Raw genomic sequence first — 21,607 nt, forward strand, 5'->3', positions numbered from 1 at the left:
TTATTTAGCGTGTCAGGAGGTGAATGAGGAAATATGTTACATGGGATTTTGTAAATGTAACAAACATTTAATATTTTCAGTTTATCTGATCACAATTTATGTCCGTGTTAAATATGACATGTCAGTGAAAATTTTCACTTGGTTTTCGTAGTAGTGACAATTATCACGTAAATGTGATAGTTGACGCGCTACAATGGCATAAAGGAACAAATTTTAAGTAATTAGAAGGGGATAGGAATCATGGCTTATAACAAACCGCAGGGGATTGCCGAAGTCACGGTGGAGAACGGAATCAAGAAGGCACACAATCCGCTCAGCACCGTACTTATTCTAGGCTTTCTGGGGGGAGCGTTCATTGCGCTCGGATTTTTGCTGGATATTCGCGTTATTGCAGGCGCGCCGAAGGAATGGGGTTCTATCGCCAACTTTATCGGAGCTGCTGTTTTCCCGGTAGGACTGGTTCTGGTGCTGCTGGCTGGCGGGGAACTGCTGACAGGAAATATGATGGCGGTGCCGCTTGCCTTTATGGCGAAGAAAATTTCTTTCTGGGAAGTCGTTAAGAACCTGGTGCTGATTACAATCAGTAACTTGGCAGGTGCCTTGTTCGTCGCTTATTTCTTCGGCCACGTCGTAGGCCTCACTTCGGACGGCGTATACCTGGAAAAACTCGTTGATATGGCTGGCCACAAGATTGATGCCAGCTTTCTGCAGGCTTTTATCTCCGGTATAGGTTGTAACTGGCTGGTTGCTTTGGCGGTATGGCTCTCTTACGGAGCGGATAATTTCAGCGGAAAAATTCTCGGGATCTGGTTCCCGACCATGGCATTTGTGGCCATCGGCTTCCAGCACGTTGTAGCCAACATGTTCCTTATTCCTGCTGCTATATTTGAAGGACACTTCACCTGGAGCCAATATTTCGGCAACTTTGCTCCGGTCTGGCTGGGCAATCTCACGGGCGGTGCAATCTTCGTCGCATTCGCTTACTGGATGGCTTATCTGCGCAAAGCGCCAGCGGCTGCTCCATCTGTGGAAGGCATCTCCGCTGCCGGTGTGAAGAAACACGCATAAATATTCCCGGCCCGCTTGGGCTGGGATAATGATAGAGACACTCTTCGGAATTTTCCGGGGAGTGTTTTTATATATAAGGTTATATGTTTCCACTTGGTGAAGGATTGTCTGCGGACGCAAAATTCGCCGTGCTTTCCGACTCGGGGGAACGAAATCGGGCTCACGGCGAATTCAGGCGAGTTTATAGGGAGTGTTTCATAAGCCCTATTACCCGGGAATAATGGCAACGAATCAAGGTTCTGCTTCCTTTCTTTACTCGAATCCATTGCAGCTATAAAATATAACTATTCAATCGACAAGGGAGGTCTGCAGTCAATGAGCTTCAGCGGAGATGGGATTTTTCCGGCGGTATGTCCACTGGATTGCCCCGATACATGCGGACTCCTGGTGCATAAGCACGATGGCAAAATTATTAAGGTAGAGGGGAATCCCGAGCATCCAGTCACCAAGGCGGCTATCTGCAACAAGGTGCGGAATATGGCAGAGCGGGTGCATCACCCGGAACGCCTGCTTCACCCGCTGCGCCGTGTAGGCCCGAAAGGCAGCGGTTCTTTTGAGCCGATCAGTTGGGAGGAGGCAATCAGCGAAATTGCCGGCCGCTTCAAGAAGCTGTCAGTAGAATATGGACCCGAGAGCATCCTTCCGTACAGCTTCTACGGCAATATGGGCGTGCTTAGCGTGGAAGGGATGGACCGGCGGTTCTTCAACGCGCTCGGGGCAAGCCGCCTGGAACGGGCTATCTGTAATTCGGCGGGAACGGCAGGCTGGAAATATACGATGGGCTTTGGCGGCGGGACAAGTCCTGAGGATACGGTGAATGCCGATCTGATCATTGTCTGGGGCGGCAATATTATCAGCACCAACATGCACCAGGTGGTGTACGCTGAGCAAGCCCGCAAACGGGGTGCGAAGGTGGTTGTCATTGATGTGCACCGCAACCGTACGGCCCAGTGGGCAGACTGGTTCCTGCCGCTGTATCCGGGCACGGATTCGGCGCTGGCACTGGGACTGATGCATATTCTGTTCCGGGATGGAATGACGGATGATGCATTTCTTGAGCAGTATACGATAGGCCATCAGGAGCTGCGGGAGCATGTGCTTGCCTATCCGCCCCAGCGGGTTGCAGAGATCACAGGCATCGCAGCGGACGACATAGAGAAGCTCGCCAAAATGTACGGCGAAGCCAAGGTTTCACATATTCACATTGGCAACGGTCTGCAGCACCATGATAACGGCGGCATGAATGTCCGCAGCATCACGTGCCTTCCGGCGCTTACCGGAGCATGGCTGAAGACCGGAGGCGGAGCGGTCAAATCAAATAGCGGCTATAACTCCATGAATGACCGGGCGCTGACCCGCCCGGATCTTCGCCCGAACCGGGGGACACGGATGATTAATATGAACCGGATCGGTGAGGCGCTGGAGATGAAGGAGCAGCCGGTAATGGGGATGTTCGTCTACTGCAGCAATCCCGTTGTTGTAGCTCCCAATGCCGACCGGGTGCGCGCAGGATTCGCGCGCGAGGATCTTTTTACGGTTGTACATGATCTCTTCATGACCGACACGGCACTGTATGCCGATATCGTGCTGCCGGCGACCACTTCCTTCGAGAATGTTGATCTGTATTCATCGTACTGGCACCACTACATCCAGCTTCAGGAGCCTGTGCTTGAAGCGCCGGGAGAATGCAAAAGCAACGTGGAGGTCTTCGCGCTGCTGGGCCGGGCGATGGGCTTCGACGCGGAAGCCTTCAGCGAGTCTGAATATGAGATGATCCGCAAGGCACTGGATTACCCGCGCAACCCATATCTGAATGGCGTTACGCTGGAACGGCTGCTTAACGAGCGGTTCGTGAAGCTGGACATGACTCCGCAGGCGGATTATCTGAAGAACCTTCCGACACCGTCAGGTAAGATAGAGCTGTATTCCAAGGCTATGCAGCTCGCCGGATTACCTGCGCTGCCTACATATATGCCGCTGAAGGAAGGGTATGACGGTGTACGGCGGCCGCAGCCGGGAGCGGATTATCCGCTGATGTTCATTTCTCCGCCGAATCATAATTTCTTGAACTCTAATTTCGCCAATATCGAGAAGCACCAGCGGATGGAGAAGCGGCCAACGCTGCAGATCCACCCTGAGGATGCGGCGGCACGGGGGATCGGGGATGGCGATGAACTGACCGTATATAACGCCAGAGGCTCAATTGAGCTATGGGCAGTGGTGACGGACAAGATGCTGCCGGGTACAGTGATCAGCCAGGGGCTGTGGTGGGAAGGCAAGGGACGCAGACAGAGAGTAAATGTGCTTACACCGGACCGGCTCAGCGATATGGGGAATGGGGCGACCTTTTTCTCGGGTACGGTTGAAGTGAAGCGAAGCGTGGAGCCACATGATTATGATATGATAACGCGATAAAGCGGTAATTCGTATACTTGCCTTGACCCTATTTTCGGATGATACTGGTTAAATTAATGACACATAGTTAACAGGGGATGAAAGACAAGATATGAAGTTTCTGCAAGCTTATCCGAAGGAAGTTAAAGTATTCCTGATTGCCAGCCTGATTAACGCAACCGGCAGTGCTTTGATGTGGCCGCTTGTTACGATGTACGTATTCGATGAGCTTGGCCGCAGCATGAAGGATGCCGGCTTCGTACTGCTTGTTCAGAGTCTCGGAGGAATTGCAGGCCAACTGCTTGGGGGATCGCTCTACCATAAAGTCGGCGTTAACCGGTTGATTGTAGGAGCTTTGGCCCTGACGGCCTTAACCTTGTTCGCTCTTCCGGCGGCAAGCGGCGACTGGTACATCTTCATCGCCGTCATGGGATTGTTCGGACTGTTCAACTCGTTGTCGCTGCCAGCCATCCAGGCGTTTATTGGCTTCCGTTTTGCCGAGCAGCGTGCAGATCTTTTTAATGTCATTTATGTTTCCAATAACATAGGGGTTGCGCTGGGAACGTCACTTAGCGGCTTCCTTGGCAACTATATGCTGAGCTTCGTCCTGAATGGTGTCACCTCGGCGGTGTTTGCCGTATTTTTCTTTGTGTATTTGCGCAGGGTAGGTACAGTGCCGCCTCATCAGCAGACGCATAGAAGACAACAACAGCATGAGGTATCCGGCTGGAGACTGATGGGCCAGACTAGGATCTATTTGTTCATGGCCATTGGCTCGATGTTCCTGCTGATCGGCAATTCGATCTGGAATACAGGGGTATCGCCGTTTATTATTTCGGAGGGCTGGCCCAAGCAGACTTACGGGTTCCTGTGGACGCTGAACGGAATTCTGATCTTTGCCGCGCAGCCGCTGGTCAGTCTGATCAAGCGCTGGTTCGCGGCAACCTCAACGTCGCAAATGACGTCAAGCGCCGTATTCTATTTGAGCGGCTACGCGGTTATACTGCTGATGCCCTCCTATCCGGGCCTGCTGCTGGCGATGGTGCTGGCTACGCTGGGTGAGATGCTGATTTCTCCGGCGATGCCGTCATTTATTTCAGATCATGCGGAACGCAGCGCACCATTCTTTCTTGGACTGAGCGGGGGAATTGGGGCGGTAGGCAGAGTCATCGGGCCTTATCTGATGGGAATTCAGTTTGACAGCGGAGGGCTTGCGCCAACGGGCTGGCTGGCTTGCGGAATGGCTGTTTTGTCGGTGGGCTTCTTCGGGTTCCACGCCTACATCAACCGCTCAGCCCGTGCATTGAACCGCAATGCGGCATAAATCAAGGCCGGAGCAGACAATGCCGGTATTGACTGTATGTAGTTATTAGCGCAAGGCAAGGGGTGTAAAAGCGATGCAACAACTTAACAGAGATACCTTTATCATCCGGCCCTCGGAGATTAGAGATGTCCGTGAGCTGATTATTCTCGATAATATGATCTGGACGGAAGATACAACCCCCGGTCCTCTAAGCTGGCGTTCACGGGAGGATTATCTGCTGCATACCCCGCCCGGATCTCAATTGGTTGCGCTACAGGATGAGGAGCTGTGCGGATATGTCGGCTTCGGCTCTCCGAGCGGAATGGAGAGCAACCGTCATGTGTGCGAGATCAATATTGCTGTTCACCCGCGCTTTCAGCGCCAGGGCATTGGAGGACGGCTGATGGAAGCGGTCAAAAGCCATGCGGCTCAGCACGCCATCCGCAAGCTGCGGCTGCGGGTGCTGTCCTGCAATGAGCCTGCACTTTCGTTCTACCGCAAATGCGGGTTTCAGGAAGAGGGCCGTTTGCGTGAGGAATTCTATCTCAGCGGACGTTATGTGGATGAGGTATTTATGAGCTGCATGCTGATTGGAGGCAATGAGGATGGAAGTCATCTCGCTTAATGTAGGCAAGCCCAAGACCGTAGACTACCGCGGCAAGCCGCTGGAAACGGGAATTTACAAGCTCCCTGCCGCCGGCAGGGTTCAGCTTCATCTCGGAGGCTTCGACGGTGACGGACAAGCGGATCTGGTCAACCACGGCGGTCCCGACAAGGCGGTGTGCGTCTATCCGATAGAGCATTATGCCTATTGGGAGCAGCAGCTCGGGAAAAGGCTGGAGTATTCCGCATTTGGCGAGAATATCACGGCAAGCGGATTGCTGGAGACCGAGGTCTGCATCGGCGATGTATACGAGATTGGCTCGGCACTGCTGCAGGTCAGCCAGCCGCGTTTTCCCTGCTATAAGCTCTCGCAAAAGCACGGCCCGGCTGAAATGCCGGCCCAGGTGCTGTCCACCGGGTACAGCGGCTTCTATTTCCGCGTGCTGCGCGAGGGACAGATTGCCACTGGAGACAGGATCGTCAAGAAGGAGAGCGGCGCGGGCGGTTTTCCCGTTAGGCGGGTGCTCTATCTGATGGAGCATGGACGCAAGGACAAGACGGATCTCGCCGAGCTGTCCGAGCTGGACACTCTGTCCGCCGTGACCCGGGCGAAGTTCCGGGGCTGGCTGGATGCGGGGGAGAGCTAGTTCTGCCGCTATTCCTGCGCCTGCGTCTGATACTATCTGCAGGATTTAAGCCTCCAAGTTCCTGACGCTGCACAGAAAAGGCTACGTATGAGCAGAAAAGCCAAAACCCGGTGACCCGCAGGTCTCTAAGGTTTTGGCTTTTATTAATCCAGTTCATACTCCATCAGCCCAGCAGCTTCCACTCGCTGCGCAGCAAGCCGTAGACGGCGTGGTTCACATAGCCGTCGGGCAGCTTCTCCGCCTGGCGGATGACGCCTTCGAATACAAAGCCCAGCCGCTCGGGGATGGCCCGGCTGGAGAGATTGCCGGTGGCGCAGCGGATTTCGACGCGGTTAAGCTCCATCTCCAGCAGCGCGTAGTCAATCAAAACGCGGCAGGCGCTGGTCATGTAGCCTTTGCCTTCATAGCCTTCACCGAGCCAGTAGCCGATGCCGACGGAGCGGTTGTGCCAGTCAATTTCATGGTAGCCGATGATGCCGGCCAGCTCTCCCCGGACCCACAGTCCGGCGGAAAACCCGCCATTTTCGGTGCCCTGCTTCATGGCATTTTTGATAAAAGTGGTCAGATGGGCCTGCTCTGCGACGCCATCCACCCAAGGCAGCCACTGCCTGAGCCTGGGTCGCGAGCGCTCCACCAGTGCGAACATGTGGCGCGCGTGCTCCGGCATGAGCAATTTCAGCATAAGCTCCTCATCAATGACATAATTAAACATGCGGCTACCCCCTCTGCGATGCAAGGTCTGCTAGTTAACGTTTCTTCCATTCCAGCGCGTAGATGTCTTCCTCCAGCGATTGCATCCGCTGCTCTACGAGAGTCCGGCAGTCACTGAGCGCCCCGTTATAAATCGCCGGACCCAGCTCTTTTAAGAAAAATTCCAGCAGATTGTCTGCCGCCAGATGGCCGATCTCCTCCCCACGCTCCTCTTCGAAATAGGCGCGGATATTCTCTGTAATGATGTCCCGCTGCTCTTTGGGCAGCTTGATTGGCTTCACGAATAAGTCCCCCTTTATGCAGTTATGCAGATACTAAAAACCTATACTTCCCATGCTACTCCATCCCCCGGAAATAAGTCAAAGCACCGGAGGCGAAGGAGCGTCCGCAGCATGGCAATCGGCTAATTCTTCCTGAGTTTTATTGAACATTCCCCGGTTAACGGGTATATTAAGAGGAAACATGTTCATAACAAGGAAGTAGTTATATTACAGAATGAAAGGTTGATAACTGTGGAGAACCGTGGAACACCCTCCAATTTCATCAAGAATGTCATTACCGAAGATTTGAGCTCGGGCAAAGTGAAGGAAGTGGTTACCCGCTTTCCGCCGGAGCCGAACGGTTATTTACATATCGGGCATGCCAAAGCGATCTGGATTAACTTCACCCTGGCCGATGAATTCGGCGGCAAGACCAATCTGAGATTCGACGACACCAATCCGCTCAAAGAGGATACGGAGTATGTGAACTCCATTCAGGAGGACGTGAAATGGCTTGGCTATGAATGGGACGAGCTGCGTTTTGCCTCGGATTATTTCGGAGAGATGTACGAACGGGCGGAGCTGCTGATTCAAAAAGGCAAAGCTTACGTGGACGACCTTACCGCTGAGCAAATCCGTGAGTATCGCGGTACGCTGACAGAGCCGGGAGTGAACAGTCCGCACCGGGAGCGCGGAATCGAAGAGAACCTGGAGCTGTTCCGCCGCATGCGGGCAGGAGAATTTAAGGATGGGGAAAAGGTGCTCCGCGCCAAAATCGACATGTCCTCGCCGAACATCAACCTGCGTGATCCGGTCATTTACCGGATTTCCCGCTCACATCACCACAATACGGGAGATACCTGGTGCATTTATCCGATGTATACCTTTGCCCATCCGCTTGAGGATGCCATTGAGCACGTGACGCATTCCCTTTGTTCCTTGGAGTTTGAGGATCAGCGTCCATTCTACGATTGGGTGGTAGCGGAATGCGAAATGCCTGCTGCGCCGCATCAATATGAATTTGGCCGCCTCAACCTGGCCCAGACGGTAACCAGCAAGCGCAAGCTGAAGCTGCTTGTGGATGAAGGCCATGTAGACGGCTGGGACGATCCGCGCATGCCGACGATTTCCGGACTGCGCCGCCGCGGATACACCCCGGAGGCAATCCGCAGCTTTGTCCATGAGACCGGTATTTCCAAAAGCCAGGGTCTGGTGGACCTGCAAATGCTGGAGCATTTCATCCGTGTGGACCTCAAGCTGACCGTTCCCCGGACGATGTCGGTGCTGCGCCCGCTCAAGGTGGTCATTACCAACTACCCGGAAGGCGAAACCGAATGGTTCGAGATTGAGAATAATGTGGAGAATGAGGCAATGGGCACCCGCAAAATTCCGTTCTCCCGCGAGATTTATATTGAGCGCGATGATTTCATGGAGAACCCGCCAAGCAAGTATTTCCGGCTCTTTCCCGGCAATGAGGTGCGCCTGAAGAATGCTTACTTCATCAAATGCACGGATTTCATCAAGGACGAGAACGGCGAGGTTGTCGAGCTGCATTGTACATATGACCCGGAGACCAAGAGCGGCAGCGGCTTCACCGGCCGTAAGGTTAAGGGAACATTGCACTGGGTCGATGCCAGCCAGGCTGTACCGGCGGAATTCCGCCTCTATGAGCCGCTGATTTCCGCCGAAGAAGCCGATGCGGAGGCCGAAATCGAAGGTATGGAGCCTTCCGCCGACAAGCCGGAGCCAAGCTTCCTCGATCAGCTCAATCCGAAATCCATCGAGATTCTGCATGGTTTTGTGGAGCCGGGGCTGAAGGATAGTGTGCCGCAGGACAAGTTCCAATTCTTCCGTCATGGATACTTCAATGTGGACAGCAAATATTCAGCGCCTGGACATCTGGTCTTCAATCTTATCGTCTCTCTCAAAAGCTCGTTCCAGCCCGGCAAATAAGGCTGAACCCTATAATCTGCAAAAAACAGGCTTGGCGTTCCTATCAAGGAAGCCAAGCCTGTTTTTTGAATGTGACGGTCACATATTCGTCATCGGTTAGTCTCGGAATCCTCCGGATCTTCACCCTCCAGCTCACCCGGAGGGTGATAGCTGTCGCGGCTGGCAAGCAGCCACATTGCGCCAAATCCCAGAGTTCCGAACAACGAGAGAAAAACGCCGGATTGGTACATGCTCTGCGCTCCGAGGTTCTGATACAGCCAGCCCCCGAGAACGCCGCCCAGGATTCCTGAAATGCCGCTCCAGCTTAAGGTATACAGCGCTTGTCCTGAAGAACGGTATTGCTTCGGCACCAGCAGCATGGTAAGCCGGGTACCTACATAGAAGAACCCGCCGAACGTAATGCAGTGCAGCACTTGAATGAATGCCACCTGAAGCGGTGTTGTTGCATCGGCCATCAGCCACCAGCGCAGGACGAACAATGTGCTGACAAGGGCAAGCCAGCCGAGCAGGACCGGGATTTTGCGTTTCAGGAAGCGGTCGCACAGAAGCAGCACACCCATTTCCAGAATAGAGGAGAGGAACACGGCCAGGCCGATCATCGTCTTGCTGCCTCCAAGCTCTGTGATGTATAGCGACACGAAGGTGTTGTTCATCGTATTGGAGATGGAGACCAGAATGCCGAAGAAGATGAAACTCAGAAAGAACGGATGATACAAAATTTGCCCGAAGCCCCTGAACGGAAACGGTGCAATTCCGATGGAATGATTGCGCCGTTTAGGCAGCACAGCCAGTGAAATCATAGCCGCAAGCAGCAGCGCGGCGAAGAGATAGGTTAATATGGAAACCCCTGCCCACTCAATAATCGGCCCTGCCGAGATTGCCGTAAGCGCCCAGCCCAGCGACCCCCACAGCCGGAAAGAGGTGAAGCGGTGCCTCGTGCCGTCAATATAGCCCAGGATCAGGGTGTTGCTCTCAGCGAACAGCGGTCCTTGGAAGAAATAGAAGAACAGAATGGAGATGTACATCATTTCATATGTATTTGCTCGAAATACAAGCTGGGATAACACCAGCGTCCCTGCCAGCATAAGCAGGACAATCTGCCGGATATTCTGACAGCGGTCCGTCCAGATGCCCCAGAAGGGATTGGCAATGATCGAGACAAGCGCTCCCACCGACATTAAGCTCCCAATCTCCAGCTTGTTCATTCCCACCTCCTGCAGGTATAGTGGAAAGAAGCTGGTGAAGAGGACGACTGTTCCATACAAGAAGAAGTTGAACCACCTCAAGGAGGTGAAGGAAAACTGCTTATCAGGGTTCTCCCGCAATTTGGGCACTCCTTTCCTGCAAATGCCTTGCATTCATTAGGGGCAGCCCCGAACAGGCTGCTTCTATCACTGTAACATTTGTTGAAAAGGGATACAAACCAACTTTTAAGGATATTTTCAAATCATTAGGAAAGTGGCGGCGAAATGGAGATTACGGGTGTTATTTTGGCTGGAGGAACCTCACGGAGGATGGGAACGGATAAAGCGCTGCTTCCACTGGCAGGAAAGCCGCTGATCGCGTACACTGCAGCCCGCTTATTGCAGCTTGCAGCTACTGTCGTGATTGCCTGCGGTCAAGAAGAACGGGAGGCCTACAGGACCCTTCATTTACCCATGATACCGGACCGATATCCCGGGCTTGGGCCGCTGGCCGGCTTGCATGCCGCACTAATGGAAGCACGCACAGAGTGGGTTGTCCTGCTGGCCTGTGATCTGCCCTTTGCTTCAGAAGGGCTGCTCCGGCATATGCTGGCGCTTATCGCTGGCGGGACGGCTGTACAGGCAATCGTGCCAGTCACCTCCGAAGGCAAAGTCCAGCCGCTGCTGGCGCTCTATCACCGGAGCATCCTGCCTGAACTTGATGAGGCGCTGATGCAAAATGAGCTGCGGGTAATGGATTTTCTCGCCGGACTTGCAGTACATTATGTTCATGAAGAAGACTATCCCGAGGGTCCGGGAACACACGGCTTATCCCTGCTAAATATGAACACACCGGAGGATTACGAGGCCGCCCTCAAGCAAGCTTCAGCTCAAAAGTAGAGACAGAGGATTGTCCCGGCACAGGCGGCATGCTGTTTAACTTCAGTTTAAATAGCTAAGTTAATGTGTTAATTAAGGCGGAAGGAGAGGTTACCTGTCCAGATATTTATCCGCAGAAAAGGGGATCTTCCATGAATACCAATGAACCTGCCAAGAAGCAGGGGGCGGCGATGAAGCCGTTTCTGAAGCTGCTGCATGGCACCAAACCTTCCTATGGACTATTGGCAGTAGCCGTTGCACTCAGTATGATATCGACCCTGGTGGGGCTGGTTATTCCGATGTTCACCAAGAATCTGGTTGACGGCTTCTCGCTTGCGTCGATCAGCAGGCTGCAGATTGCCGGAATTGCCGGGGCCTTCATTGCCCAGACGATTGCGGGCGGAGTCTCGATCTATTTACTGAACTATGTCGGACAGAAGGTAGTAGCAGGTCTGCGGGACCGGTTATGGCGCAAATTTCTTGTGCTCCCGGTCTCCTATTATAACGATAACCGCACAGGCGAGAGCGTCAGCCGGATGACGAACGATACCGGAATTATCAAAACGCTCATCTCGGAGCATCTGGCGAGCCTGTTCACCGGAATCATTTCCATAGTCGGCTCCATTTCAGTGCTGCTCTACCTGAACTGGAAAATGACGCTGGTACTGTTCACCGTGCTTCCGCTGTCCGCGCTGATTCTGGTGCCGCTCGGGCGGCAGATGTATAAGATATCCAAAGGCACGCAGGATGAAACAGCGTCCTTCACGGCTACGCTCAGCGGCGTGCTGTCCGAAATCCGGCTGGTGAAATCCTCCGGTGCCGAGGAGCGGGAATATGAAGCGGGACGTACCGGAATTATGAACTTGCTGTCCTTTGGCATCCGCGAGGGTAAAATCAGTGCGATGATCAGCCCGCTGGTCTCCTTCGTGTTCATGATGCTGCTTGTGGTCATTATCGGCTACGGCGGGATGCAGGTGTCTTCAGGCGCTCTGACGGCAGGCGAACTTGTGGCTTTTATTCTGTATCTGATTCAGATTGTGATGCCGCTCACCCAGTTGACCCAGTTCTTCACCCAGATACAAAAAGCGAAAGGCGCTTCGGAACGGATCATTGAAACGCTGGCGGAGGATGAGGAGATTTACGAAGGGGTGGAGGTAGCCAGAGGCGCAAAGGAAGCTATTGTGGTCGAAGATTTGAGCTTTGGCTACAAAACAGGCGAGCCTGTGTTAAGCGGGCTGGATTTCTTCATGCTGCCGGGACAGGTGACGGCGATTGTCGGGCCAAGCGGGGGCGGCAAAACAACCCTGTTCTCCCTGCTGGAGCGGTTCTATGAACCGCAGAGCGGTGTAATCAGGCTGGGGACGAAGCCGGTCTCTACCTTCTCGCTGCGTTCCTGGCGCAAGCTGATCGGCTACGTCTCACAGGAAAGTCCGCTGCTCTCCGGCACAATTGCCGATAATCTTGGTTATGGGCTGGACCGGGAGGTCAGCACCCAGGAAATGCGCCGCGCTGCCGCTATGGCTTATGCGGACGGATTTATTGAAGAGCTGCCGGACGGCTATAATACGGATGTGGGCGAACGCGGGGTGAAGCTGTCCGGCGGACAGCGCCAGCGGATCGCCATTGCCCGGGCACTGCTGCGCGACCCTAAGATATTAATGCTGGACGAAGCCACCTCAAGTCTCGACAGCCAGTCCGAGGCGGTGGTGCAGAAGGCTTTGTCTAACCTGATGCAGGGCCGGACCACGATTGTCATTGCCCACCGGCTGGCTACCGTGGTGAATGCGGATCAGATTATTTTTATGGAAAAAGGCCGGATTACCGGCAGAGGCACACATGAGGAGCTGCTGCAGAAGCATGAGCTGTACCGGGAATTCGCTGCCCAGCAGCTTCAAATGAATACACCAGAGCTTCCAGGCGGCAGTGAAGAGGAGGGTTCCGCAGCAAATGGCCAAAATATTAGTAGTGGACGACGATCCGCACATCCGCGAATTGGTGGAAGTCTTCTTGAGAGCTGAAGGCCTGGAGGACATATACAGCGCTTCTGATGGGGTGGAGGCGCTGAGGCTCCTCGAAGATACCACTGTAGATATGGCGGTCATTGATATCATGATGCCCAACATGGATGGCTGGGAGCTGTGCCGGGAGCTGCGCCGAAGCTATGATATTCCAATTCTGATGCTGACGGCCAAAGGCGAAACCTCGCAGATCGTCAAGGGCTTCGAGCTGGGGACCGATGACTATCTGGTCAAGCCGTTCGAGCCGCTGGTGCTGATCGCCCGGATCAAAGCACTGCTGAAGCGGTACCAGATTTCGGCTGCCCAGAGCGTCAATGTCGGCCATTTGCGCATGAACCGCAGAACCTACGAGGTAGTCTCGGATGAGGGAAGCATCACGCTGCCGCTTAAGGAATTTGAGCTGTTGTTCAAGCTGGCCAGCTATCCGGGGCAGACGCTGACGCGCGACCGGCTGATTGAAGAAATCTGGGGTTATGATTTTGAAGGCAACGAAAGGACACTGGACGTGCATGTCGGCCGCTTGCGTGAGCGGTTTCCCCAGGAGGAGTATGGTTTTGTCATCCGTACGGTCCGGGGTCTTGGCTACCGGCTGGAGGGGGATGTCTGATGGGCAAGGTCTGGAATGCGGTCAAAAGTGTTCTGAACTTCATGGCTTTTCTGGCGATGCTGTATGTCTCCTGGAACGGGAGTTACTTCGGGGTCAAGCTGATTCTGGAAAAAGTGGGCTGGACGCTGTCTGACTATACGTATCAGCTCCTGATTATGGGGCTGCAGTTGGTCCTGATTTTTGGGATAGCCGGACTGATCAGTCTTGCCTCCCGTGGGCGGCAAAAAGCCTTTTATATGCCGATTCTAACGGCGATCCGGCAAATCTCCCAAGGGAACTTCAAGGTAGAGCTGAACACCAAGCAGTATCGCCAGTTTCACGGCATTGTCGAAGGCATTAATGAAATGGCCAGCGAGCTAAGCCGGATGGAAACCATGCGCCAGGATTTTATCTCCAATGTCTCGCATGAAATCCAGTCACCGCTCACCTCCATCCGCGGCTTCGCCCGCGCCCTGCGGGATGAAGGGCTGAGCGCGGAGAGCAGGGCGCATTACCTCGACATCATCGAAGCAGAGGGCAGCCGCCTCTCTGGGCTGAGTGACAATCTGCTGAAGCTGTCGGCGCTGGAGGCGGAGAGCTTTCCATTCGAGCGCGTAGACTACCGGCTGGATAAGCAGGTGCAGGAGATGATTCTCGCCTGCGAGCCGCAATGGCTGGGCAAGAATATCAATGTGGAGGCTGAACTGGAGGAGATCACCGTGCATGCGGTCAAAGACCTCCTGAGCCAGGTGTGGACCAACCTGCTGCATAACAGCATCAAATTCACCCCCCTTGGAGGAATGATTACAGTCCGGCTGCGTGCCGTGGATGAGCGGATTGAAGTGGAGATCCGGGACAACGGCATCGGCATTGCCGAAGAGGAGCTGCCCCGCATCTTTGAACGCTTCTATAAGGTGGACAAAGCCAGAAGCGCCAGCGGCGGCGGAAGCGGGCTGGGCTTGTCCCTGGTCAAAAAAATTGTGGACATTCATGGCGGCAGCATAACCATAACAAGCCGTCCCGGTGAGGGAACGGCTTCGCTGGTGCGATTGCCCTTGCCGCCTAGATAAATCCGCCGTTCACGCGAAGCGTCTGGCCGGAAATCCAGCCGGACTGCTCTCCGGCGAGGAAGCTGACCACTCCGGCAATATCCTCCGGCTCTCCCAAACGTCCGAAGGCGTTGGCCTTCTTCAGGCCTTCAAGCTGATCTTGGGATTTGCCTTCCAGGAATAAGTCTGTAGCGACCGGTCCCGGAGCAACGGCGTTAATGGTAATCCCTTTGCTCCCGAATTCCTTGGCTAGCTGGCGGGTGAACTGCTCCACTGCGCCTTTGGTGCCGGCATAGATGCTGTAGGCCGGGAACATTTGCCCGTTGACCGAAGTGGAGAAATTGATGATCCGTCCGCCTTGCTTCAGATGATAGAAGGCCTGCTGGCAGGCGAAGTAGGTTCCTTTTACATTAATGGCGAACTGCTTGTCGAACTGTTCCTCGGTAGCTTCCCCAATCAGGCTGTTGACCATAATTCCCGCGTTGTTGACTACGATATCAATCTTTCCGAACAAAGCTTTCGTATCCTTGAACAACTGCTCAATCTGTACGGGCTTGCTGATGTCGGCTTGAATAGCGGCGGCGGTGCCGCCTTTGGCCTTAATCCCTTGAACGACCTCTTCCGCCTGTTTCGGGCTGCTCGAGTAATTAATGATTACCGAGGCCCCTTCTTCCGCTAATCTCTCCGCAACCGCGCGTCCAATTCCTCTGGAGGAGCCGGTAACAATCGCAACTTTTCCTTGCAGGGCTTGACTCATCTTGTATCCCTCCTGAATGTTCTTATAAAAAGCCTTAATGATCCGTAACCGCAAATCCCCGCTCCAAGAGCGTCCAGAGCTGTTCGAACTCCTGCTTGATGCTGGCGCTGTGCCATTCATAGGCATGGGCCGGATGGTGGAACCGGGCGGTCGCGTAAAAAATCGAACGGGCAAGCGCCCCGGCCTCAGCACCCGGGTCAATCTGCTTCTGCTGAACCCCTCTACCTATGAGAATGCTCATCTGATCAATAATCCGCTGAATGTGCGTCTGAACCAGCCCGGCAGCTTCTGCGGTAACGTCGGCGTACATCTTGAACATCTCACTGTCCTGCTCGGCGTAGTGAACCTTAAGCTCGATCAGCCGCGCGATATATATTCTTAGCTGTGCCAGAGCATTGCCTGTGGTAGCGTCAACGATCCCCGTCAGCGGTGCAACAATCTGCTCCTCCAGCCACCGCTCGGTTACGGCCTCCCTTAATGCCGCTTTGCTGGGAAAATGCCTGTACAGCGTGCCGTGGCTGACCCCGAGCAGCTTGGCTACATCCGTTACCGAAGTCTTGTCAGGGCCAAATCTGCGCAGCGTCTGCTCAGCAGCATCCATGATTTCTTTTTTGCTCAAAAATGAGCTGGATTTATTCATAAGTGCCCTCCTCTTGCTCAGCATAACAGATGATATGACAAATGACAAATATTGAATTTTGTCATTCTAGATGATTACCTGAGATAGTTAGTGCTGTAATTCCAACTTTCACTGTAGAGAGCAGAGGGGCTATTTGAGCTGTAGACCTGATTAGCCTGGAAACTTATTCCTAAGTAGTACGTCTATATATTCATTAAAATGGAAGGGGTTTTCATAATGCCTGCTTTTAGGAAAATCATAGCGGTTTGTCTTATGCTTTTTGTTATCAGTCAGGGTGCTGTTTCTGCGGCTTCTGCGATCCGTCCCATTACGGTAAACATTAACGGGGAGTTTGTCACTACAGACAGTACCCCATTTATTGTTTCCGGTAGAGTCATGGTTCCTATCCGGACTCTTGCCTCGCTTGGACTAGCCTATTCCTGGGATGCCGAATCTCATGCTGCTACGATTATCAATTCTGCAAAAGATACTTTTAAAATGACTCAAGGACAGGGTACTGCCTATAAAAACGACCAGCCCGTCCAAATGGATAGCGAAGCCAATAACTACAACGGACGTTTGATGGTTCCTGCCCGGTTTGTTAGTGAAGCATTCGGCTATAGTGTGTACTATGAGGGGACGCGTGGAATATTGTTTGTGACAAGCAAGGATTACAAGCCGGATACAGCTAAGCTAACTTCCAACAATGTTCAGGAAGCCCGTCTAGCAGCTATTTCTTTACCTATTCAATATTCATTCAAATCGAATAGTACAGCAGAAAGTGATAAACAATTAAATTATTCGTACACATTTGCCACAAATGATGCAACTCGTTATATCTACGAAAATAAGTTAGTAACCACTGTAGTTGAAATCAAGAATAATACGGCTTATGCCGTATGGCAATATAGTACTAATGGTATCCCTGGCTATGATTTATATACAACTTTAGGCGGCCAAGAACCTAGTTATATGGGCGAATTATTTAATGACTCTTTTGATTATTCAGGAGGGAAATATAAAGCTTTTTATACAACATCAGATGGATCAACGAGATCCTTCACTTATCAGCCTAAGAACTATGGAGAGATCATTCAGCCTATCCCTGCCCAGTAATTTATTTGAAAAACGCGGCAGCCGTATTTGTAGAGCTGCCGCGTTATCTTCCAATACACCTGTAATCCTCCGCCGAACGGATGAGGGCGTGGAGATCACGCTGGAGGCGAATGAGTCCCCGCAAATAGAACATCTCCTGATCGGAAGAGTCTGCCCGTTTGTAACGGACTGAGCAGCTCTTATTTCTACTGGAAGTCACTTTTCCGTAAGTGAACGGACTCCAGCGCCTTTATGAGCAGACAATTACCCTCAAATATACTTTCCGAAGCCGAGATAAGCGCTTTATGGTCTGTTAGCTCCGATAAATGTACCCCTATCGGGAAAATAAAGGCTTTACGGTCCGCAATGATCAGGAGATGGATACGACGAATCCCTCTCGCCCCGAACCATAAAGGCCGCGTCTTAAGCCACAGATTTAGAACTGATGCTGAATTATGGAGAAGCAGAGAGGAGATATAAGTTTACTTTGATTACAAGAGCTTGAAGTGCCGTTGCTGAAGCAGTGCCGCCGGTGGATCTGTTCATCCAGGCTGCTCAAACACCCGCCTGCTGAAGTTTACGGATCAGTCCCGCCAATATAGGGAGGCCGATTTCCAGCTCGGCAGGCGGGGCGTAGACGTAGGATAGCCGCAGGTGGCGGCCGTCGCTGCGGTCGTACAGATCGCCGGTGTTCAGCAGCAGCCCGGCCTTGTGGGCTGTGCGGAACAGGGTCCGCAGCGGCACGGGCTTGTGCAGCGAGAGCCAGATATAGAATCCTCCCGAAGGAATGTTCCATGCCGCGAGATCGGCAAAATGACACTGCAGCAGCTCCAGCACAGCATCACGCCGCTGACGCAGCTTGGCCCGCAGAAGCTGGAGATGCTCCTCGTGGTAGCCGCCCTCCAGCCACCGCGCCGCCGCAAGCTGCGAGAGGGAGCTTGCGCCGTAATCGGTCTGCATCTTAATGTCGGCCAGCCGCCGCACTACCGGCTCCGGGCCGACGATCCAGCCGATGCGCAGGCCCGGACTGGCTGCTTTGGACAGTGTGCCCAGATGAAGCACTCTGCCTTCGCGGTCCAGTGCCTTTAGCGGCAGGGGCGGCGGCGCATCAAGCCATAGCTCCTGATAGGCTCCGTCCTCCAGAATCGGCAGCCCAAGTCTGCCGGTCACCTCCATAAGCTCCTGCCGCCGCTCGGCACTCATCAGAATTCCCGTTGGATTATGAAAGGCAGGGATGCTGTATAACATAGCGGCCTTGGTTCTGCGGGCTTCCCCGGCAATTCGCTCCACACACAATCCGCCTTCATCCAGGGGCAGTCCGCTGAATTTGACTCCGGCCGACTGGAACGCATGGATGGAGTAGAGATAAGACGGCTTCTCCAGCAGGATGGTGGAGCCGCGCGGCAAAAGGCCCATCGCAATAAGCTGCAGACCCTGAAGTGCTCCTGAAGTGATCAGAATTGAAGCCGGATCAGCTTCTATGCCGTTCTTCGCCAGCTCGCGGCTTACCGCTCTCCGCAGCCCGAGGCTGCCGAGCGGTTCCTCGTAGGAGAGCGGCGGCAGTGTCTGCCGGGACAGCTCAGCGAGCACCCGCGTCATCGCTTCGCCGGGCAGCAGCTCTGGAGCAGGCTCTCCAGTACCCAGCCGGATCAGGCCCGGCTCATACTCCAGCCTGTTAATGTCCTGCACCGTGGGCAGGTTAGGGTAATGGACGCCCTCTTCGACATAGGCATTCCAGCTTCCGGCGCTTGCCAGAGGAGCGGCATGCTCCGATGAATCGGCGCCGGATTCAGCCGCCGAGTGTGCCCCAGCCTGCACATCTGTAACCCGGGTCCCGCCGCCGCGTCTGCCCTCGATCACACCGAGCGCCTTTAGCTGCCCCAGCGCGGTCACCACTGTACTGCGGTTCACGCCGAGCTGGCGGCACAGCTCGCGCTGCGGGGCGAGCCGCATGCCGGGCGGCCAAACCCCGCTGGTGATTTTGTCCAGGCAATAGCCGGTTATTTGCTGGTGAAGCGGCAGTGCCGCCGCCCGGTCCGGTGCCCACTCCCGGCTATGACAAGCTTCTGTGCGGCGTTGGCGTGAGTCGGTCAAAGTGCCAGCCCCCTTGTTTTCTTTTACCTGAATTATATCATTTGCAGCCTCCATTGCTTAATTTGGTTGGGTGGTGTTCCGAAGATTTGGCTGGTTACTAACCTGCAATTGCGGGGTACTATCAGTACAAAATCATGAAGGCTGGAGGAACAGAGTAATGTGGGAAGCAGTAGTACATGGAATGATACTGGCGTTTGGGCTGATTTTGCCGCTTGGCGTGCAGAATATATTTGTGTTTAATCAGGGGGCGCTGCAGCCGAAGCTCCGAAGTGCGCTGCCCGTTGTGCTGACGGCGGCTGTATGCGATACGCTGATGATTGCCGCCGCCGTCGGCGGTGTCTCGCTGGTCATACTCTCGGTGCAGTGGGTGACGCCGCTTGTGTATGGTGCCGGGATTATTTTTCTGTGCATCATGGGCTGGAAAATATGGCATTCCACCGCTCCGGCAGCAGGCGGCACCAAACGTTTACCGCTAAAAGCACAGGTAGGCTACGCCCTCTCCGTATCCCTATTGAATCCTCATGCGCTGCTCGATACCGTCGGCGTTATCGGAACCAATTCCCTGCAATATACGGGTGCTGAGCGGTGGGCTTTCGCGGCTGCCACTGCGGGAGTCTCGTGGGTGTGGTTTCTCTGCCTGGCAGCGGCAGGCCGGTTGCTGGGTCAAGCGGACTCCTCCGGCAGAGCAATTAAGGTGCTGAATACAGCTTCCGCGCTCCTGATCTGGGGCATTGCGGTGTACATGGGAGTGCAGTTGTGGAGGGCATTTTGACGTGTTTCTCCTTGTTTCATAAGGAAATGGCAACCGTGTTGCCTAAAATTTAAAATATTTTGACGAGTTCACTTTTTATACAAATCTAGTATATTGACCGATGGAATATTATCACATAGGATTACAGATATAAAGACAAAAACCTATTTTTTGGAATTCGGAAGGTGGTGTTTCCTTGGAGTCTACAGCCACGATACGAGATCAGTTAGCGCAGTATTTGTCAGAACGGAGCATGTCCATTAATCATTTTGCAGAACAATCGGGCATTAATTCCGGAACACTCAGCCGGATTGTCAACGGCCATCAGCCGATAGCAATGAGTCATCTGGAGTTGATTACAAAAGGAATGGGAAAGGAGGAAGATTACTTTTACAGTCTGTATGTCGATGAGTGCTTCTATCATTCGGCACCAACCTGGCGTCGCCTGCGGCCCTTTATGCTGAGTTGTGCGGCACTTGGGCGAATGGATTGCATTGAACGTATGGTCCAGATCCTGCTCGATAATCTGAGCAATGTGCCTACGCTATTCGATATCGCCGAAGGGCTGTTCGAGCAAGGGCAATGGCAGGCAGCAGCACTGCTGTATCAGAATGTGAGCGCCAGCGAGAAGTACCAGTATTCCGAACGTCTGGCCGTGTGCCAATACCGCTTATTCCGAATCGCCCTTGGCGACGACCAGAGCGAGAACCTGCGTGTTGCGACCTTGTTCGAGCCTTACATTCCCCGGTTGGATGAGGCGGATCAGTTGGATGCTCTGAGGCATCTAATGATTGCATATTATTCTCTTCAACATTGGCGTAAAGTGGACGAGCTGGCTCAGGAATTACTGCGGCTTGCTACGATTCAATATGATCTCCAGTGTCATGCAGAGCGCGGTGGTATTAGTGAGAAAAGACCTACCAAGCCCCTGTATTATTATATTTTATACGCACAGCTTATGCGTTTTAGCGCTTCTGTGGAATGGGGAGATTACAATTCAGCGCTGAAATTAATCGGTCTCTCTATGGATGGAAGCTGGATAAAGGAAGATGGCGAGGAAGTACAGCAAATGTTGGGCCAATTTAAGGAATGGGGCAAGGCAAATACCTATCTCATTCGTTTGCTGGCAGGGCAAGAAGAAGTATTAAAGGAATACGTGGAGTATATCTCAACTCAACCGAATGAGATTTTTATGGCTGTATACAGAATTATTCAATCGGCAAACCGTTACAATTGGAATGTGGATCATGTTCTTGAGCGCTTCTCCGATTATGTTGCGTATAGAATAGATCTTAATGATTTTGGTGCTCACAATCCTCAGGTTATAGCGGATCAATATGCGAGATTCCTTGTTGAGTTGGCGACCTATCACTTACATAACAATCGTAAAGAAGGAATTAGGGTTATACTGCTAAGTTTGGAGTCATCTGCTAAGATCAATAGTGAAAGTATAATGATGAAATGTGTCGATCTATTTGAACAGTATCGGCATGTAGCAAGCGAAGAAGAGAAGAGGCAGTACCAACTTCAAATCAGAAAGGCGCAGGATGCGAATGAAAAGAAAGCTCGTACTACTATTAGCTTCGTGTAGCTTGGCCGCTTTAATTTTATTACCTGTTGGAACTAACGAAGCTGG

Annotated in this window: 19 protein-coding genes; 13 read left to right on the forward strand and 6 right to left on the reverse strand. The window is 53.2% G+C overall.

All coding sequences use genetic code 11. The annotated features are described in order from the left end of the window. The first annotated feature begins 240 nt into the window (after positions 1 to 240). The 5 genes from B212_RS0129425 to B212_RS32790 all read left to right on the forward strand — a co-directional run bounded on the left by B212_RS0129425 (position 241) and on the right by B212_RS32790 (position 6,015). A complete protein-coding gene (locus tag B212_RS0129425; RefSeq protein WP_019914941.1) occupies positions 241 to 1,068 on the forward strand; it encodes a formate/nitrite transporter family protein in 828 nt (275 codons plus the stop codon). Positions 1,069 to 1,383: 315 nt separating this feature from the next. Then, on the forward strand, positions 1,384 to 3,483 hold the full coding sequence (locus B212_RS32780; protein WP_019914942.1) for a molybdopterin-containing oxidoreductase family protein: 2,100 nt from the start codon (positions 1,384 to 1,386) through the stop codon (positions 3,481 to 3,483). Positions 3,484 to 3,574: 91 nt separating this feature from the next. Beyond that, positions 3,575 to 4,786 carry an MFS transporter gene (locus B212_RS0129435; RefSeq protein WP_019914943.1) on the forward strand — a complete coding sequence of 404 codons (1,212 nt, stop codon included), beginning with the start codon at positions 3,575 to 3,577 and terminating at the stop codon, positions 4,784 to 4,786. Positions 4,787 to 4,859: 73 nt separating this feature from the next. Beyond that, positions 4,860 to 5,390, forward strand: a complete 531-nt coding sequence (locus tag B212_RS32785; RefSeq protein WP_019914944.1) for a GNAT family N-acetyltransferase — start codon at positions 4,860 to 4,862, stop codon at positions 5,388 to 5,390. Continuing rightward, positions 5,371 to 6,015, forward strand: a complete 645-nt coding sequence (locus B212_RS32790; protein WP_019914945.1) for an MOSC domain-containing protein — start codon at positions 5,371 to 5,373, stop codon at positions 6,013 to 6,015. The genes B212_RS32785 and B212_RS32790 overlap by 20 nt, the downstream gene beginning before the upstream one ends. Before the next feature lie 163 nt (positions 6,016 to 6,178). Here the strand turns inward: B212_RS32790 and B212_RS0129450 are convergent, their stop codons facing one another. Further along, complete coding sequence (locus tag B212_RS0129450; protein WP_019914946.1) at positions 6,179 to 6,727, reverse strand: GNAT family N-acetyltransferase; 549 nt, start codon at positions 6,725 to 6,727, stop codon at positions 6,179 to 6,181. Between the two features lie 34 nt (positions 6,728 to 6,761). Beyond that, positions 6,762 to 7,007, reverse strand: a complete 246-nt coding sequence (locus tag B212_RS0129455; protein WP_019914948.1) for a DUF2164 domain-containing protein — start codon at positions 7,005 to 7,007, stop codon at positions 6,762 to 6,764. 231 nt (positions 7,008 to 7,238) lie between these two features. Here B212_RS0129455 and B212_RS0129460 point away from each other — a divergent pair, with 231 nt between their 5' ends. Beyond that, positions 7,239 to 8,939, forward strand: coding sequence for a glutamine--tRNA ligase/YqeY domain fusion protein (locus tag B212_RS0129460; protein ID WP_019914949.1), 1,701 nt, complete (start codon positions 7,239 to 7,241; stop codon positions 8,937 to 8,939). Positions 8,940 to 9,028: 89 nt separating this feature from the next. On the opposite strand, the gene B212_RS0129465 is transcribed toward B212_RS0129460, so the two are convergent. Continuing rightward, positions 9,029 to 10,264, reverse strand: coding sequence for an MFS transporter (locus B212_RS0129465; RefSeq protein WP_019914950.1), 1,236 nt, complete (start codon positions 10,262 to 10,264; stop codon positions 9,029 to 9,031). Between the two features lie 144 nt (positions 10,265 to 10,408). On the opposite strand from B212_RS0129465, the gene mobA reads away from it, so the two are divergent. The 4 genes from mobA to B212_RS0129485 all read left to right on the forward strand — a co-directional run bounded on the left by mobA (position 10,409) and on the right by B212_RS0129485 (position 14,676). Next, positions 10,409 to 11,023, forward strand: a complete 615-nt coding sequence (gene mobA, locus B212_RS32795; protein ID WP_084673377.1) for a molybdenum cofactor guanylyltransferase — start codon at positions 10,409 to 10,411, stop codon at positions 11,021 to 11,023. A gap of 131 nt (positions 11,024 to 11,154) precedes the next feature. Beyond that, on the forward strand, positions 11,155 to 13,020 hold the full coding sequence (locus B212_RS32800) for an ABC transporter ATP-binding protein (protein ID WP_019914952.1): 1,866 nt from the start codon (positions 11,155 to 11,157) through the stop codon (positions 13,018 to 13,020). Then, positions 12,950 to 13,627, forward strand: coding sequence for a response regulator transcription factor (locus B212_RS0129480; protein WP_028531108.1), 678 nt, complete (start codon positions 12,950 to 12,952; stop codon positions 13,625 to 13,627). Before B212_RS32800 ends, B212_RS0129480 begins: the two co-directional genes overlap by 71 nt. After that, positions 13,627 to 14,676 (forward strand): sensor histidine kinase, encoded by a 1,050-nt coding sequence (locus B212_RS0129485; RefSeq protein ID WP_019914954.1) that lies wholly within the window; start codon positions 13,627 to 13,629, stop codon positions 14,674 to 14,676. The genes B212_RS0129480 and B212_RS0129485 overlap by 1 nt, the downstream gene beginning before the upstream one ends. Here B212_RS0129485 and B212_RS0129490 read toward each other — a convergent pair. Both B212_RS0129490 and B212_RS0129495 read right to left on the reverse strand, forming a co-directional pair. After that, positions 14,669 to 15,412 carry an SDR family oxidoreductase gene (locus B212_RS0129490; protein WP_019914955.1) on the reverse strand — a complete coding sequence of 248 codons (744 nt, stop codon included), beginning with the start codon at positions 15,410 to 15,412 and terminating at the stop codon, positions 14,669 to 14,671. The genes B212_RS0129485 and B212_RS0129490 overlap by 8 nt on opposite strands. A gap of 34 nt (positions 15,413 to 15,446) precedes the next feature. Further along, positions 15,447 to 16,052 carry a TetR family transcriptional regulator gene (locus B212_RS0129495; RefSeq protein ID WP_019914956.1) on the reverse strand — a complete coding sequence of 202 codons (606 nt, stop codon included), beginning with the start codon at positions 16,050 to 16,052 and terminating at the stop codon, positions 15,447 to 15,449. Between the two features lie 216 nt (positions 16,053 to 16,268). Here B212_RS0129495 and B212_RS0129500 point away from each other — a divergent pair, with 216 nt between their 5' ends. Beyond that, on the forward strand, positions 16,269 to 17,147 hold the full coding sequence (locus B212_RS0129500) for a copper amine oxidase N-terminal domain-containing protein (RefSeq protein WP_019914957.1): 879 nt from the start codon (positions 16,269 to 16,271) through the stop codon (positions 17,145 to 17,147). 534 nt (positions 17,148 to 17,681) lie between these two features. Here the strand turns inward: B212_RS0129500 and B212_RS0129505 are convergent. Beyond that, positions 17,682 to 19,220 (reverse strand): aminotransferase-like domain-containing protein, encoded by a 1,539-nt coding sequence (locus tag B212_RS0129505; protein ID WP_019914958.1) that lies wholly within the window; start codon positions 19,218 to 19,220, stop codon positions 17,682 to 17,684. 157 nt (positions 19,221 to 19,377) lie between these two features. Here B212_RS0129505 and B212_RS0129510 point away from each other — a divergent pair, with 157 nt between their 5' ends. Together B212_RS0129510 and B212_RS0129515 are read left to right on the forward strand one after the other, a co-directional pair. After that, a complete protein-coding gene (locus tag B212_RS0129510) occupies positions 19,378 to 19,992 on the forward strand; it encodes a LysE/ArgO family amino acid transporter (RefSeq protein ID WP_019914959.1) in 615 nt (204 codons plus the stop codon). 175 nt (positions 19,993 to 20,167) lie between these two features. Next, the gene (locus B212_RS0129515) at positions 20,168 to 21,562 is read left to right on the forward strand and encodes a helix-turn-helix domain-containing protein (RefSeq protein WP_019914960.1); all 1,395 of its coding nucleotides are present in this window, start codon (positions 20,168 to 20,170) and stop codon (positions 21,560 to 21,562) included. The last annotated feature ends 45 nt before the right edge of the window (positions 21,563 to 21,607 follow it).

Source organism: Paenibacillus sp. HW567, assembly GCF_000374185.1.
Lineage (GTDB): Bacteria > Bacillota > Bacilli > Paenibacillales > Paenibacillaceae > Paenibacillus_AQ.

What these genes read in the sequence shown, in the direction of transcription:
- mobA (WP_084673377.1), top strand. Translation starts at nt 10,409, where the DNA reads ATGGAGATTACGGGTGTTATTTTGGCTGGAGGAACCTCACGGAGGATG.
- B212_RS0129435 (WP_019914943.1), top strand. Translation starts at nt 3,575, where the DNA reads ATGAAGTTTCTGCAAGCTTATCCGAAGGAAGTTAAAGTATTCCTGATT.
- B212_RS0129425 (WP_019914941.1), top strand. Translation starts at nt 241, where the DNA reads ATGGCTTATAACAAACCGCAGGGGATTGCCGAAGTCACGGTGGAGAAC.
- B212_RS32790 (WP_019914945.1), top strand. Translation starts at nt 5,371, where the DNA reads ATGGAAGTCATCTCGCTTAATGTAGGCAAGCCCAAGACCGTAGACTAC.
- B212_RS0129450 (WP_019914946.1), bottom strand. Translation starts at nt 6,727, where the DNA reads ATGTTTAATTATGTCATTGATGAGGAGCTTATGCTGAAATTGCTCATG.
- B212_RS0129510 (WP_019914959.1), top strand. Translation starts at nt 19,378, where the DNA reads ATGTGGGAAGCAGTAGTACATGGAATGATACTGGCGTTTGGGCTGATT.
- B212_RS32785 (WP_019914944.1), top strand. Translation starts at nt 4,860, where the DNA reads ATGCAACAACTTAACAGAGATACCTTTATCATCCGGCCCTCGGAGATT.
- B212_RS32800 (WP_019914952.1), top strand. Translation starts at nt 11,155, where the DNA reads ATGAATACCAATGAACCTGCCAAGAAGCAGGGGGCGGCGATGAAGCCG.
- B212_RS0129500 (WP_019914957.1), top strand. Translation starts at nt 16,269, where the DNA reads ATGCCTGCTTTTAGGAAAATCATAGCGGTTTGTCTTATGCTTTTTGTT.
- B212_RS0129490 (WP_019914955.1), bottom strand. Translation starts at nt 15,412, where the DNA reads ATGAGTCAAGCCCTGCAAGGAAAAGTTGCGATTGTTACCGGCTCCTCC.
- B212_RS0129480 (WP_028531108.1), top strand. Translation starts at nt 12,950, where the DNA reads ATGGCCAAAATATTAGTAGTGGACGACGATCCGCACATCCGCGAATTG.
- B212_RS32780 (WP_019914942.1), top strand. Translation starts at nt 1,384, where the DNA reads ATGAGCTTCAGCGGAGATGGGATTTTTCCGGCGGTATGTCCACTGGAT.
- B212_RS0129495 (WP_019914956.1), bottom strand. Translation starts at nt 16,052, where the DNA reads ATGAATAAATCCAGCTCATTTTTGAGCAAAAAAGAAATCATGGATGCT.
- B212_RS0129485 (WP_019914954.1), top strand. Translation starts at nt 13,627, where the DNA reads ATGGGCAAGGTCTGGAATGCGGTCAAAAGTGTTCTGAACTTCATGGCT.